This window comes from Elusimicrobiota bacterium (genome assembly GCA_026388155.1).
Classification (GTDB): domain Bacteria; phylum Elusimicrobiota; class Elusimicrobia; order Elusimicrobiales; family UBA9959; genus UBA9634.
In genome coordinates this window covers 45,276-57,877 of the sequence record JAPLKI010000001.1, presented here as the reverse complement: position 1 = coordinate 57,877, position 12,602 = coordinate 45,276, and the positions used below count along the sequence as shown (strand labels likewise).

Annotated in this window: 12 protein-coding genes and 1 tRNA gene; 6 read left to right on the top strand and 7 right to left on the bottom strand. The window is 51.3% G+C overall.

Going from position 1 to position 12,602, the window contains the following annotated elements; all coding sequences use genetic code 11:
• The first annotated feature begins 12 nt into the window (after positions 1-12).
• From NTX59_00195 to NTX59_00175, 5 genes are all read left to right on the top strand, one after another.
• Positions 13-1,980 (top strand): tetratricopeptide repeat protein, encoded by a 1,968-nt coding sequence (locus NTX59_00195; protein MCX5784091.1) that lies wholly within the window; start codon positions 13-15, stop codon positions 1,978-1,980.
• A 98-nt stretch (positions 1,981-2,078) separates the two neighbouring features.
• Positions 2,079-2,711 (top strand): dTMP kinase, encoded by a 633-nt coding sequence (gene tmk / locus NTX59_00190; protein ID MCX5784090.1) that lies wholly within the window; start codon positions 2,079-2,081, stop codon positions 2,709-2,711.
• Between the two features lie 89 nt (positions 2,712-2,800).
• On the top strand, positions 2,801-3,850 hold the full coding sequence (locus NTX59_00185; protein ID MCX5784089.1) for a DNA polymerase III subunit delta': 1,050 nt from the start codon (positions 2,801-2,803) through the stop codon (positions 3,848-3,850).
• 1 nt (position 3,851) lies between these two features.
• Positions 3,852-5,330 carry a methionine--tRNA ligase gene (metG, locus tag NTX59_00180; protein MCX5784088.1) on the top strand — a complete coding sequence of 493 codons (1,479 nt, stop codon included), beginning with the start codon at positions 3,852-3,854 and terminating at the stop codon, positions 5,328-5,330.
• 39 nt (positions 5,331-5,369) lie between these two features.
• Complete coding sequence (locus tag NTX59_00175; protein MCX5784087.1) at positions 5,370-6,032, top strand: LssY C-terminal domain-containing protein; 663 nt, start codon at positions 5,370-5,372, stop codon at positions 6,030-6,032.
• 43 nt (positions 6,033-6,075) lie between these two features.
• Here the strand turns inward: NTX59_00175 and pssA are convergent, their stop codons facing one another.
• From pssA to NTX59_00140, 7 genes are all read right to left on the bottom strand, one after another.
• A complete protein-coding gene (gene pssA, locus NTX59_00170; protein ID MCX5784086.1) occupies positions 6,076-6,885 on the bottom strand; it encodes a CDP-diacylglycerol--serine O-phosphatidyltransferase in 810 nt (269 codons plus the stop codon).
• 95 nt (positions 6,886-6,980) lie between these two features.
• Entirely contained in the window at positions 6,981-7,607 is a 627-nt protein-coding gene (locus tag NTX59_00165) for a phosphatidylserine decarboxylase (GenBank protein MCX5784085.1), read from the bottom strand.
• A 61-nt stretch (positions 7,608-7,668) separates the two neighbouring features.
• A tRNA-Leu gene (locus NTX59_00160) sits at positions 7,669-7,752 on the bottom strand.
• Positions 7,753-7,977: 225 nt separating this feature from the next.
• Positions 7,978-8,406, bottom strand: coding sequence for an NYN domain-containing protein (locus NTX59_00155; GenBank protein MCX5784084.1), 429 nt, complete (start codon positions 8,404-8,406; stop codon positions 7,978-7,980).
• Positions 8,407-8,447: 41 nt separating this feature from the next.
• Positions 8,448-9,626, bottom strand: a complete 1,179-nt coding sequence (locus tag NTX59_00150) for a redoxin domain-containing protein (protein MCX5784083.1) — start codon at positions 9,624-9,626, stop codon at positions 8,448-8,450.
• 12 nt (positions 9,627-9,638) lie between these two features.
• On the bottom strand, positions 9,639-10,316 hold the full coding sequence (locus tag NTX59_00145; protein ID MCX5784082.1) for a class I SAM-dependent methyltransferase: 678 nt from the start codon (positions 10,314-10,316) through the stop codon (positions 9,639-9,641).
• A gap of 14 nt (positions 10,317-10,330) precedes the next feature.
• On the bottom strand, positions 10,331-11,005 hold the full coding sequence (locus NTX59_00140) for a hypothetical protein (protein ID MCX5784081.1): 675 nt from the start codon (positions 11,003-11,005) through the stop codon (positions 10,331-10,333).
• 80 nt (positions 11,006-11,085) lie between these two features.
• On the opposite strand from NTX59_00140, the gene NTX59_00135 reads away from it, so the two are divergent.
• Positions 11,086-12,582, top strand: a complete 1,497-nt coding sequence (locus NTX59_00135) for a phosphoglucomutase/phosphomannomutase family protein (protein MCX5784080.1) — start codon at positions 11,086-11,088, stop codon at positions 12,580-12,582.
• The last annotated feature ends 20 nt before the right edge of the window (positions 12,583-12,602 follow it).

The following is a 12,602-nucleotide window of genomic DNA, read 5'->3' as shown; positions in this document are numbered from 1 at the left end:
TGGACTATTTAAATGTCAAAGATAATCATATTCCTGTTGCTTATTGCTCCGGTTCTTGCGGCGGAAACTCACAAAAAAACCGATACTTACCAGGCAATTGCGGACGAACTCCTGAAAGACTGCACAGGCATCAATAAAACAATCGCCGTGACAGGATTTTCATATTCCGACGGCCGGGATTCCAGGGACGGCGGCGTTGTAGCCGGGAGAATAACCGCCAAACTGCTAAAAGTTAAAAAAAACAAGATAATTGGGCGAAAAGAGATAGATAATGCGTTTGAAGAATTAAAACTCCAACGCTCCGGCGCCATTGGCTCCGATTCCGCAAAAGAGATAGGCAAAATGCTGGGAGCCGACTGGATAGCAGTAGGGACCCTGACTGAATTGCCGGACAAACAAATAGCGCTGAACGCCCACCTGGTCGATGTTGGATCCGGTGAGATAATAAACGCCGCCAACGCCCGGATAAAAAAAGACTGGCTAAAGCAGTACAGAAAACTTCTCGCGGAAGAAAACAAAGCGATTGAGAAAAACCCGAAGACTGCACAGATATTTTACGAAAGGGGAGTAATGTACGCTGACCTGGGAGAATACGATAACGCCATAGCCAGCTTCGGTCTGGCGATCAGCCTTAATCCGGCCCATTTGAAAGCTTATTTTGGCAGAGGAAACGCATACTATCATAAGGGCAAGTATGACAAGACAATTGAAGATTGTTCCAAAGCGATAGCGATTGACCAGAAGTATACTGCGGCATATATTATCCGCGGAGACGCATATAAGTTCAAAGGCGAGCGTGATAAAGCAATTGAGGATTATTCCGAGGTTATAGCGATTAACCCGAAGGATGCCATGGCGTATTCTGTCCGCGGCCTGACCTATGACGATAAGAACGAATATGACAAGGCAATTGTGGATTTATCCAGGGAGATAGCGATTGACCCGAAGTATGCAGAGGCTTATACTATGCGCGGAATTGCCTATGGTCATAAGGGTGAATATGACAAGGCGATCGAAGATTTATCCAGGGCGATAGAAATTGACCCGAAGTATGCCGAGACATATTCCAACCGCGGGATCGTCTATGCTCACAAGGGTGAGTATGACAAGGCGATCGAAGATTCTTCCATGGCGATCGAAATTGATCCGAAGAATGCCAAGGCATACGGCAGCCGCGGACTTGCCTATGATTTTAAGGGCGAGTATGATAAGGCGATTAAAAATTATTCCAAAGCGATAGCAATTGATCCAAAACTTGCTACGGCATATTGTAACCGCGGAATTGCCTATGCCAATGAACACGGATATGACAAGGCGATCGAAGATTTATCCAGGGCGATAGCGATTGACCCGGAGTATGCCGAGGCATACTCTAACCGCGGAATTATCTATACCCACAGTGGCGAGTATGATAAGGCGATCGAAGATTTGTCCAAGGCTATCGCGATTGACCCGAAGAATGCCAAGGCATATGGCAGCCGCGGACTTGCCTATGATTTTAAGGGCGAGTATAATAAGGCGATTCAAGATTGTTCCCAGGTGATAGCAATTGACCCGAAGCTCGCTGCGGCATACTGTAACCGCGGAATTGCCTATGCTAATAACCACGAATATGACAAGGCTATTGAAGATTTATCCAAAGCGATAGAAATTGACCCGCAGTATGCCGAGGCATATGCAGTCCGCGGATCGGCCCATGCCCAGAAGCGCGAGTATAACGCGGCAATCGAAGATTTTTCCAAGACAATAGCGATTGACCCGAAGCTTGCTAAAGCATATAAAGCTTATGGCAGCCGCGGACTTGCCTATTATCAGAAGGGCGAGTTTGACAAGGCAATTGAAGATCTATCCGAAGTGATAGCAATGGACCCGAAGGATGCTCCCGCATATTCTTTCCGCGGAAATGCCTACCGTGCGAAGGGTGAGTTTGATAAGGCAGCCGCTGACGAGGAAAAATACCAAAGCCTGCTTAAAAAATAGCCCCCGCCGGGAGATTTTTATTTTTTCAACATTAAGACACTCAACCGCTATTCGCTATTCGCTTTCCCCTACCCTTAGCCCTTTGCTATCATATAGCTATGAAGAGAGGTTTTTTCATCGTTCTTGAGGGCCCCGACCGTTCGGGAAAATCCACTCAGGCTAAACTTTTGAAAGAATGGCTTAAAAGCAGGGGGTTTTCCGTTATACTGACGCGCGAACCGGGCGGAACCAAGGTTTCCGAACAGGTGCGCAAAATACTTTTAGATCCGAAAAACGACATAGCGCGCCTGACCGAACTTTTTCTTTACGAATCTTCCAGGGCCCAGCATACGCTTGAGATAATATTGCCGGCTCTCAAAGCGGGCAAGGTGGTTATCTCCGACCGTTTCACTCTCTCCACCACCGCCTACCAGGGTTATGGCCGCGGCTTGCCCATAAAAACCGTAAACACGCTTAACGCCGCAGCCACCTGCGGCCTGCAACCGGATCTTATTTTTGTTTTTGACATCCCCGACAACATATTTGCCGAAAGGGAAAGACGGGCGCAAAAGCTTTTGGGGCCCGACCGTATAGAACTTGAGTCTGCCGCTTTCAGGAAAAGAGTGAACAGGGCTTATAAGATCCTGGCCAAAAAACCCGGCGTGGTGCGCATAAACGGCGCGCTATCCGTAACAGATATCCGTCAAAAGATCATCGGGCGCGTCGGGCGGCTGGTAGGCGGGAAGAATTAAAGATTCAAGATTCCGGATTTAAGATTGGATAAGCAGAAAGAATTGGAAATTGTCTTCTAAACTTGAATCTTGAATGAGGTGTTTTTTACATGGGGCTTTCTCAAATTATCGGCCACGATAAAATGGTGGCGCGTCTGAAGTCCATGCTGGTCTCGGAACGCGTGCCGCCTGCACTGCTGTTCACAGGCCCCGAAGGCGTAGGGAAGTTTTTGGCCGCCAAAGAATTCGCCAGGGCTCTAACCTGCCTGCATAAGCCTCTGGAAGAGCCAGTTGCCGAAGAAAGCCTTTTCAACTCTCTTTCAGAACCCGTCACTCATAACTCATCACTCATAACTCATAACTCAGATGATGCCTGCGGCGTTTGCGCCTCCTGCCTGCAGATAGACAGCGGAGCCCACCCTGATGTCAGAATTATAGACACCATTTTCCAGGCGGCTCTTCTTGACGAGGAAGAAAGCCGCAACCTGAAGGTGGACACCATACGCGAGGTTTGCCGCTACGCTAATCAGACACCCATCCTTTCCGCCCGTAAGGTTTTTATAATCCGCGACGCAGAGGCCATGGTGCCGCAAGCCCAGAACGCGCTTTTAAAAACTCTTGAGGAGCCGCCGCCAGACACTGTGCTTATACTCACAGTTTCAAAGAAAAACGCCCTGTTCTCAACCATAATATCCCGCTGCTACATCCTTGACTTCACCGCCCTGCCGCGCCCGGCGCTTGAGAGGCTGCTTGAGGCGCAAGGGCTCTCTCTTAACGAAGCAGCCGCATTAAGTTCGCTGTCGCAGGGCTCGCTTAAAAAGGCTCAGGATTTACTTAAGCTTTCCGACCGCCTTAAAGGCGCACCCCCGCTTGACGGAATGGGAGCGTTTAAAATGTCCGCGTCGCTCCCTAAGGACACCCACCGCGCAAGGCATGAGGTGGGCACACTGCTTGATTTGCTGCTCGCCGGAGCCAGGGTCCGCTGGGCCGCCGCGCCGGAGGGCTTAAAAAAACCGCTTTCCGCCCTGGTGACAAAGCTGCTTGCCTTGCGGCGCATGATAACCCAGAATGTATCCTATGCCCTCATACTTGAAACAGCTTTGCTTGAAAGCGAAAAACTCGGCATTTTACCTGAGAACATAATAAAGCAGGAGACTTAAAATGGATAAAAAATATTTCTATATAACCACCCCTATTTATTATGCGAATGACAAACCGCATGTGGGCCACGCCTATACCACGCTGGCGGCCGATGTGCTGGCCCGGCATTTACGCGCCGCCGGGAGGGATGTTTATTTTCAGACCGGTACCGACGAACACGGCGCGAATATAGAGAAGATAGCCCGTGAGAAAAATATCGAGCCTAAAACCTGGTGCCGCGAGATTTCAGCCGATTTCCGGAATCTCTGGAAAACCCTGAATATCAGCTACGATTATTTTATCCGCACCACGGACCTCGACCATGAGCGCAGAGTGCAGGCCGTTTTTGAACGCCTGATTGAAACAGGCGACATCTACCCCGGCTCTTACAACGGCCTCTATTGCCGCTCCTGCGAGAATTTCATGGATGAGGGAGAGCTGATAAACGGCAATTGCCCCGTGCACGGCAAGCCGCCGGAACAGGTCAGCGAGGAAACTTATTTTTTCAAACTCTCAAAATACCAGGGCCCGCTGCTTGAGCATTACGCCAAAAATCCGGATTTTCTGGCCCCAAAGCACAGAGCTCAGGAAATAATAAATTTTGTGAACTCGGGGCTGAAAGACATCTCGGTTTCAAGGACCAGGGTAACCTGGGGAGTGCAAGTGCTCTCAAACCCCAGGCACACGGTTTATGTGTGGTTTGACGCCCTTTTGAACTACGCCACCGGCGTAGGCTACCGCCCGCAAACCCCGGACCCCGCTTTCGCGGAAAAATGGCCGGCGGACGTGCATTTTGTGGGGAAGGAAATTTTCCGTTTCCACGCGGTAATCTGGCCCGCCATGCTTATGGCCCTCGGGGTTGAGCTGCCCAAAAAGATTTACGCCCACGGCTGGTGGACTGTAAACGGCGAGAAGATGTCAAAGTCAAAGGGCAACTTTATAAATCCCGAGGACATCGTGCGGGAATACGGCCTGGACGCCTTCCGCTATTTTATTTTCAGGGAAGTGCCTTTCGGGGCGGACGGGGATTTTTCACACGACTCCTTCAAGCGGCGCTATAACGCGGACCTCGCCAACGATTTCGGGAATCTGTTTTCACGGGCGCTGAACATGGTGAACAAATACCTGGAGGGCCGTCTTCCCGGCAAGCCGGAAGGCGGGGCGCTTTTCACTGAATTTTCAAAGCGCACAGCGGAGATAGACAAGAAACTGGAACAATTGCAGTTTGGCGAAGCCCTGGACCTTATCTGGCAGGCGGTTTCCATCCTGAATAAAAAAATCGACACGGAAAAGCCATGGGAAATGGCAAAGAAAGATCCACAGGCCCTGAAACCGCTGCTTCACGATCTGGTATGGTGTCTGCGTCTTATAGCCGGCTGGGTATACCCCTTTATGCCCGACACTTCCGCCAAAATGCAGATGCAGCTGAGCATAGGCCATGAGAGCGCCGCGGGAGCTGAACCGCATAAAATACCCGCGTTGTTCCCTAGAAAGCAGTAACCGGTAGCCGGCAATCAGTGACCGGTAAAAATATTTCCTATGTTTTTAAAAATGTTTAGAAAGCCGTTACTGGTTACCGGTTACTGGTTACTGATTACCGCCACCCTTCCGCCGCAGGCGCGGGCGGGCTGGCTCTTGTGGGAAGCGCCGAAAGAGGTTGCCTCTCCGGCTGCGGAAAAAATTATTTACTCCGCCAAAGAGCCGGCTGATTTAACATCCGAATTCGTCTTTTCCCCATCCGGCAAAGAAAAGCTGCCGGCAAACTTGATTTTTTTCGCCAATCTTTCCGATCTGCGCTCTTTTTCTGCGGCAGTCGGCTGGACTGAATGTGAAACCCGGCTGTTTGATTCCATCGGCCAGGCCCTTAAAAAACTTTATTCAGGCAGAAAACCGACAAATTTTCTTCCCGCCAAAAGCTGGCTGCTTGGGGGAAAAACCCAGGACCTCTCTTTTTGCGGGGCTCAGGGGAACCAGTTCGAGATTTACTTCTGGCGACTCCCCTTCCGCGGCCAGGGCGGAACGCCTTTTTGGGCCGGGGCAGTTTATGGAACGGGAGCGCAGGACACGTTTAACGCCGCGCTAAAAAACCAAAAAGTCAAAAAATCCAAAATTAAAAACGCCCGTTCAGCCGCTGATAGCGCCAAAGGCCAGCGGCAGGCCAGTGTCACTAAGAACGAGGTGTTTTTAATTTCACTCCGCTGATATTAAGCGAATAGCAAATAGGGAATAAGGAGCTCCTTAACCACTATTCGCTGACCACAGGCTTGAAAGCCCTGTAAATTCCTATTATCACGCCTGTCAGCGCGTATATGGAAAAAAACGTGAATAAGGCGTCCTGCGGGCAGTAAACTATAAGCGAAAACACCGCCAGTATCAAGAGCATGCCTTTGACTGAATTCGGTTTAAGCACATTGCCCTGTTTGAAAGCCGCGTAGGGCACGGAAGAAACCATTAAAAGCGCGAGCGCGATCATGATGAACGGAATCACTCCGTAAATGAAAGGCATCTGGTTCATCACGAGTTTTATGCTGCGCACCCCGCCGCCGGCCTCAAGCATGCTGTATGCCAGTACGAAGGAAACCAGTATGCCCGCGGCCGCAGGTATGGGCAGGCCTTGGAAGTAATGTTTGGAACCACCGCCGAAATGCGATTTAACATTAAAGCGGGCAAGCCGCAAAGCCCCGCAAAGCACATATAAAAACGCCACAGGGTAGGCCCAGAAGCCGTAATCCTTCAGCACAAAATTATAAATGAGATATGCCGGAGCGATTCCGAACGAAATCCAGTCGGAAAGGGAATCTATTTCCACTCCGAAAGAGCTTTCCCCGTGCACCAGGCGGGCTATACGGCCGTCCAGCATATCCATGAAATAGGAAAATATAATAAGCCAGGCCGCCGGCACATATTTACCGTCCGAGGCCGCTATTATTGAAAAAAACCCGGCAGCCATGTTCGCGATAGTGAACAACGAAGGCAGAACCACGGCGCCTGTTTTCTTTATTTTGGACAGGTCAAGTTTTCCCTGCGGGTTCTGAATTGCGTTGTTTTCTTCCATAATTATCACTCCTCAGGAAGACAGGATTCAGGAGTCAGAATTCGGAATTTCACTTCTGACTCCTGACTTCTGAATTTCCACTTCCGGCTGTCTGACTACCAAAGTCCCAATATAGTTTCGCCGCCGGCCACCTTGTCTCCCGGTTTAACAAGCACCCGGGCGGTGTTCGGAAGGTAAACGGCCACCTGTGACCCGAAATATATCATGCCTATTTTCTGTGAAGTTTTCACTTCCTGTCCCTCGCGGACATAGCAGGCTATCCTGCGGGCTATTGAACCGGTTAGCTGCTCCACGGCGAATTTACGGCCCGATGGATCTGAAAACCACATCAGGTTCCTCTCGTTCTTAGCGGCTTCAGGCTTATACGCGATGGCAAAACTGCCTTTTGAATATTTCACGCTTTCCACTTTTGCATCCGCGGGGGCGCGCTGTATATGGACATTGAAGATGGAAAGGAAAATACGCACCACTGTCACATCGGGATTCTCTTCCACGCCCACGCTTAACACCGTGCCGTCGGCAGGGCAGGCGATCTCACCCGGAGCAAAAACCTTATCGCGCTCCGGGTCCCGGAAAAAATAAGCCGAAAAAGCCGAAAAAACAAGCCCCAGCAGAAGGGCCGGCACGCCCAGCCACCTCGACCAGACCGAAATTATTCCTCCGACCGCCGCCACTACGATGCCGGTTATTACTAATTTGACCCCTTCAGGTGAAAATCCCATATTACTCGCTCCTAATTTTGCATTTTTTTAAAAATCAGTTCGCAATTTAAACTTATACAAATGGGCATGGTGGGACTCGAACCCACACGGCCTTGCGGCCAACGGATTTTAAGTCCGTCGCGTCTACCAGTTCCGCCACAAGCCCTTACAAAAGACTCGCCCGCTACCTCAGCGGACGCCCGCCGCGCTGGTGGGCGAACCCGCACGGAGAGAACTCCAGCTGATTTTAAGTCAGCTCTGGCTACCAGTTACAGCACCCGGGCTCTTTGCCGCTAATTTTACCATTTTTCCATCCTGTCCTATCTGAAGCGGACAAACCGCTCTTCAATCCGCACTCTTGAATCCTCAATCGTTCCTGCGCCGCAGGGAACTACCTGTCGCCTTTTTTCAGTTCATTTTCGCAGAGGCGGAAAAAAGAGTCGCAGGGCAGGCTTTTAATTCCGTCCAAGGCCGCTTTATCCCGTATCCCGCTGTCGGAGGTGACAATAACGGCTCTTGTGCCTTCCATGCTCAGAAAATAGGCCCGTTCAAGAAGGATATCGTCCGCCTTTCCCTCATCTGAGAAATAGACGTTTATGGACGGCCCGGCTGAACCGCCGGTAGATCTGAATCCCCCGTCAAAAACGACCCTGAAACACGAAGCCTTTAAAGGCTCCGTGCGCGCAACTTCGCCAAGCCAATGCAGGAACTCGGCTTCCAGCGCGTCGGAGTTCACTCCCTCCTGGGCTGCCCAGGAACTCCGAGAGAAATTTGAGCCGTCTATAAGGTAAACCGTGGGTTTTGAGGAAATTTTTCTCACTTTTTTTCCTAATCGCCGCCTGTTGTCCCATTTTGCATTTTTCACTTTACATTTTGCATTTTCTTTCTTACTTCCAGAACATTTATTTTTCGGAAACCTTTTTCAAGGCGCAGCCCCAGTTGAACGGGGAGCTCGGCGTTTATCGTCTTAAAGTCGCCGCTCTTAAAATCAAAACCGTAAGAGTATCCGGCATTAACTCCGGTTTCGTCCACCACCGGGGTATCCAGCCGCTCTTTCAAGGCCTGGCATAAGACATCAAGGCCAAAACCTGTTACGGTAAAAACATTCCCCTCCTCTGAAGCATTAGGCGCCGTTCCTTCGCCGGTTTTCGCAAAACCCTTTATTCCTCCGGGGGTTTTTTTAAGGATATAAACCTCCGCCTTCTTTTTAATAAGCGTAAGTTTCAGTCCCAGCGCGTCTTCAAGCCCGCGCGAGAAAAAGTCTTTATAGTCCTTGCCGTTCTCTAAAGGCAGGCTCACGCGCACATCATAATGAGCGCCGGCGATATCCGCTGTTTCTTTGTCAGGCTCTATCTTATCCGCGGATTTAAAAACGTGCTGGAGAATGAAAAAAAACGGCATCGCGGAAGCGGAAATGGAAGCCGGCCCGTAACTGGCCCGGCCGCTCTTTTTCGCGGAACGCGCTATATAAAATTCAGCCAGAGGCTTGGCGGCGGAGGTGCTGTCTTCCACAGCCGGCGCGTCCGAGTGAAGCGTTATTTTCCCCTCAAGAAGAGACTCAATGGTGTTTTCAGTGACCTCGCTTGGATAGGTAAAAGCGGCCACTTTTGACGTTTTATCAATAAGCACCGTATGCGGACGCCCATAAACCCTGAAGCTCTTAAAAACGGAAGCCGGCGCTTCAGGCGCGATCCAGCCTTTCATCTCGTGTTCCTTCATAAAGCCGCGCACAACGGTTTCTGATTCGTCCGTAACCGAGATAAAAACCACCGGCTTACCGCGGAATTTTTCAGCCAGCCCGTTTATATGCGGTATGTTATCCACGCAGGGCTCGCACCAACTGGCCCAGAATTCAAGAACCACCGCTTTACCTTTCAGGTCGCGCCAGTCGCTTAACTCTTTCAAATTAGAATTTATAAGTTTTTTCAGTTCCAAAACCGGCGCCGGCTTTTCTTTTTGGGCGATGGCGGGCCGTTCCTCGGGTTTGGCGGAACAAGCCGCGATAAACAGCAAACTCATCAGCAGGGCGTTTTTTTTCATATTTTCCCCTTCTTATTTGACTCCCAGAGCCAGGCCCTCATCGGTCGGCAGTATTGAAGCCGCGGAAAAACGGTCGGTGTCAAAAAGCACATGAAAAAACTCGCGCATGGCCCTTGCCCCGGTATTTTCAGCGTGTTCACCGCACTCAGGGCAAAGTTTACCCTTGAAAAAAACCCCGTCTACGGCCACAAGCCCGCCGGGGCGCAGATTGGCCGCCGCCCAGCGCAGACACGCGGGATGGTTAGAACCGGCGCTTATAAAACAGAAATCAAAAGGGGCGAGTTTTGAAAGGGTCTTCAGGCTTTCAAGCGGCTCACCCTCAAGCACGGTGACTTTTTTTGCAAGCCCCGAAATTTCAAGCGTTTCTTTGGCGATGGAAACCAGCGCGGGATCAGCTTCAAGGCTGTAGAGCCGCGCGCCCTCCGGCATGCCGCGCGCTATCCAATGCGCCGCATAGCCGCCAAGCGCGCCTATTTCCACGGCTTTTTTCACGCTTGAGGCGCGCACCAGCGTTTCAAGTATCCGCCCCTCCCATACCGGGACGGCTAATCCGCCAAAGCCGGCTTTCCCCATCGCCTCAAGGGCTTTGGCGCCATTACCTTCATCGGCTCCGCTTAATCTGCTCAGATAGGCCAGCGTTTCCGGGGTATGATATTCTTTCGAGAAAATGTCTCTTTTTTTATTGTCCATTTGAAAAGCGGTTTCTACAGTTTAGCTCTGTGCAGCGTTATTCCAAACCTTACTCCGCGTGTTTTACTCCCGCCGCACATCAGCACCGGAAAAGGAAAGAAATCTTTTTCATTAAAAGCGGCGGCGCAAAATGCGCCCGCAGCCCCCGCAAGCTCCGCCTGCGCCTGAAAATATAGCGCGGGACAGGTACCGGTGACACTGGCCTGTCGCGGGCCTATGGCGCTGTCCGCGACTGTGACACTGGCCTGTCGCGGGCCTATGGCGCTGTCCGCGACTGAAGATTTGGCGGCGGCATAAGGGCAAACCGCGTAAAAATTTAGTGTCAGCAGCAATTCCCCCGCCTCCGGAAGACCAAAAACTTCCTTCACGGTACCGGGTTGTGCCTGCCCGGGGGCCTGAGGCAACGCCAGTTCAAAAACGATGGGCCGGTTTTTAACCAGCGGCAAAGGAATAGCGCAAGGTCCGGAGGAACAATCCTGCGACCACACCGATACATAACCGTTTAATGGCAGTTTAAGCGCCGGGCTGGTGACCGGTCCCCCCGGACTTGTGAACGCTGAAACAACTGGCGCGGCAGGAACTGAACCCGACAGATTGCCCTCCTCCCAGGATACTCCTGCTTCGGCGCCGCCACCGGCCGCTGTCAAGGGAACCTCAAAGAATAAAAGTGTCAATAAAAGTTTCAGCATAATTTAATTTATATTTTACAAAATTACGGCATCCAAAGGTTTTTTTGCTTTAAACGGCCTTTTTTGCTATATTTCAATCTATGTCAATCACAAATATCAAATTCGGCACTTCCGGCTGGCGGGCCGTTATCGCCGATGAATTCAATGTACAGAATCTGCGCAGAGTCGCCCACGCCGTGGCCGAGCATATTAAAGAAAGCAGGGAATACGGCTTCAGGGGCGAGGAATATCTTTTAAACCTTGAAAGATCCGCCGGGCCGGCGCCCAAAACACCGCATATAATTATCGGTTATGACACCCGCTACCTATCCGAGGATTTCGCGAAAATAACCGCGGAGGTTTTCGCCGCTGAAAACATAAGCGCGGTAATTTCAGATATAGAAGCCCCCACCCCCGCGGTGGCCTGGCTGGTGATTAAAACAAAAGCCGTGGGCGGCGTGATGATAACAGCGAGCCATAACCCCGCGCATTACAACGGCTTTAAATGGACCCCTTACTGGGGCGGCCCGGCAACCCCCGAAATAACGAACGACCTGGAGGCCAGAATAAGCGCCCTGACGCTTGCGGAGGTGGAGAAGTATATGCCCTTTGAGCGGGGACTGTCCGCCGGCATCATAAGAAAAGAAGACTTCCACACCGACTATCTCAAACAGCTCTACTCGCTGCTTGACGATAAAGCCATAAAAAAAGCGGGGCTTAAAGTGGCGGTGGACTCGGTCAACGGCGCCGCCAGAACCTACCTTCGCCCAATGCTTGAAAAACTGGGCGCGAAAACCCTGGGCTTGAGGGAAGAACGCGATGTGCTTTTTGGCGGCCGTTCCCCCGACACCGAAGCGGAAAATCTCGCCGCCTTAAGCGCCGCCGTGGTGAAGAACAAATGCAACCTGGGCCTTGCCTGTGACGGCGATGCCGACCGTTTCGGCATTATTGACTGCGACGGCACCTGGATTTCCCCTAACCTTGTGCTGGGTCTCGCTCTTGAGCATTTGGTAAAGAACCGCGGCCTTAAGGGCAAGGTGGCCCGCTCGGTAATGACTTCCCATTTTGTGGATTCCATAGCCAAATATTATAACCTTGAGGTCAGAGAAACCGCGGTCGGTTTCAAATACATAGGAAATCTTCTTCGCACCGGCCAGTACCTGATAGGCGGCGAGGAATCCGGCGGACTTTCCATAATGAACCATGTGCCGGAAAAAGACGGTCTGCTTGCCTGCCTGCTGATGGCTGAGATGGTAGCCTGGGAAGGCAAATCCATAAAGCGCATTTTATCCGACCTGAACAAAAAAGTGGGGACTTTCGTCAATTCCAGAGTGAATCTGCGCCTTGGCGCCGGCTCACATATGGAAAGCCTGGTGGAAAAGCTGAAAGCCAACCCGCCGCTCGAGCTTGCCGGGGGCACGGTCTGGCGCATAGACCACACCGACGGTTTCAAGTTCATCCTGAAGGACGGCAGCTGGCTCGGGCTGCGGCCGTCCGGCACGGAGCCGCTGGTGCGTGTTTACGCCGAGGCTCAGACCAGAGTAAAAATGGAAACCCTGCTTGAATCAGGCAAAAAAATAATCAGCGGGAAATTTTGACAAGAAACATGCGAATAGCT

Coding starts and splice junctions, on each gene's coding strand:
- NTX59_00195 (MCX5784091.1), top strand. CDS start 13: ATGTCAAAGATAATCATATTCCTGTTGCTTATTGCTCCGGTTCTTGCG.
- tmk (MCX5784090.1), top strand. CDS start 2,079: ATGAAGAGAGGTTTTTTCATCGTTCTTGAGGGCCCCGACCGTTCGGGA.
- NTX59_00185 (MCX5784089.1), top strand. CDS start 2,801: ATGGGGCTTTCTCAAATTATCGGCCACGATAAAATGGTGGCGCGTCTG.
- metG (MCX5784088.1), top strand. CDS start 3,852: ATGGATAAAAAATATTTCTATATAACCACCCCTATTTATTATGCGAAT.
- NTX59_00175 (MCX5784087.1), top strand. CDS start 5,370: ATGTTTTTAAAAATGTTTAGAAAGCCGTTACTGGTTACCGGTTACTGG.
- pssA (MCX5784086.1), bottom strand. CDS start 6,885: ATGGAAGAAAACAACGCAATTCAGAACCCGCAGGGAAAACTTGACCTG.
- NTX59_00165 (MCX5784085.1), bottom strand. CDS start 7,607: ATGGGATTTTCACCTGAAGGGGTCAAATTAGTAATAACCGGCATCGTA.
- NTX59_00150 (MCX5784083.1), bottom strand. CDS start 9,626: ATGAAAAAAAACGCCCTGCTGATGAGTTTGCTGTTTATCGCGGCTTGT.
- NTX59_00145 (MCX5784082.1), bottom strand. CDS start 10,316: ATGGACAATAAAAAAAGAGACATTTTCTCGAAAGAATATCATACCCCG.
- NTX59_00140 (MCX5784081.1), bottom strand. CDS start 11,005: ATGCTGAAACTTTTATTGACACTTTTATTCTTTGAGGTTCCCTTGACA.
- NTX59_00135 (MCX5784080.1), top strand. CDS start 11,086: ATGTCAATCACAAATATCAAATTCGGCACTTCCGGCTGGCGGGCCGTT.